This window comes from Roseivivax halotolerans (assembly GCF_900115815.1).
In the GTDB taxonomy this organism is placed as follows: Bacteria; Pseudomonadota; Alphaproteobacteria; order Rhodobacterales; family Rhodobacteraceae; genus Roseivivax; species Roseivivax halotolerans.
Genome location: NZ_FOXV01000038.1, coordinates 1 through 1,362, shown reverse-complemented (window position 1 = coordinate 1,362; position 1,362 = coordinate 1). Strand labels below are relative to the sequence as shown.

Annotated in this window: 1 protein-coding gene; it reads right to left on the bottom strand. The window is 61.2% G+C overall.

The genetic code is table 11. The features are described from left to right. A partial coding sequence (locus tag BM171_RS18610) for an IS1182 family transposase (RefSeq protein WP_093016149.1) occupies positions 1-1,346 on the bottom strand: 1,346 nt, incomplete at its 3' end. Between the last annotated feature and the right edge of the window lie 16 nt (positions 1,347-1,362).

Below are 1,362 nucleotides of genomic sequence, written 5' to 3'. Positions count from 1 at the left end.
GCCAGTTTGCGGAGGTTCTGGGCGGCTGCGGCGAGTAGGAATTCGTCGTTTGCGCCGTATGGCCCGCGTAATCGGAGCCGATTGAGGCCGAGGATTCGCTTGAGGTGGGCAAACAGCATCTCGACCTTCTTCCGTAGCTTCATCGAGATTACGTATTGGTCGGTCTTGGCGATCTCGCGGGCGACCTGGCGGGCGTCTTCATGTTCTTCACGAGTGATGGATCTGGCATCAGCGTTCGGGCAGCATTTTGCTTTGGATGGGCAGGCCTGGCAGGTCAGTTTCAGGGCACGGTACTTCGCTCTACCCTGTCCGGTCGGCCCCCGGTTCGGGTCGGAATAGTTCCTTCGGAATTGCTTCAGTTCTTGCCCCTCAGGGCAGATGTATCGGTCGTTCTCGGCGTCCCACTCGAAGTCCGCTCGGCTCCAGGTGCCGTCGGTGCGCTCGGACTTGTCCAAGACCGGAATATGCGGCGCGATCTTGCGGTCGACCAGCCAGCCCAGCATGGGCCCAGTGCCGTAGGCCGTGTCCGCGATCAGCCGTTCAGGATGCAGATCGAACCTGGCCTTCACCCGGTCCAGCATGGTCTTGGTCGAACCAACCTCGGCTTGCCGGATGGACCTGGTGGCTTCGAAAGCCACGATCACGCCATGATCCGTGTCGATCAGATAATTGTCGGAATAGCTGAAGAATGCCGGGCCCTTGCGGGCTGCCGTCCACTGGCTGGCGGGGTCGGAATGCGACGTGAACTTGGGCTGCACCTCGCTGGCGGCACCGAACGCTACCTCGTCCAGGGTGTCGAGATACTCGCGAACGGCCCGCGATGCGTCGGCGGGATCAATCTGCTCCGCATCCCACTCTTCCTTCGGCGTCGAGTTTTGTTTGTTCGCATCCGCCTCGATGAGGCTTGCATCAACGGCCATGCGCTGGCCGCTGACGAGGCCTTCGTCGATGCAGCGGGCAACGGTCGTTTCGAACAGGTGGCGAAGCAATTCGCTGTCGCGGAATCGCCCGTGCCGGTTCTTCGAAAACGTCGAGTGATCCGGGACCCTGTCACTCAGATCGAGGCGGCAGAACCAGCGATATGCCAGGTTCAGATGCACCTCTTCGCACAGCCGCCGCTCTGACCGAATGCCGAAGCAATAGCCGACCAGCAGCATGCGGATCAGCAACTCGGGATCGACCGAGGGGCGGCCAGTGTGGCTGTAGAAATCTGCAAGATGGGCGCGGATGCTGCTCAGGTCGACAAAGCGGTCGATGGATCGAAGCAAGTGGTCTTGCGGGACGTGATCCTCAAGCGAGAACTCGTAGAACAACGCCGGTTGCACCTCCTGCCGCGGTCCCATCATCGCCGATCCTCCCACC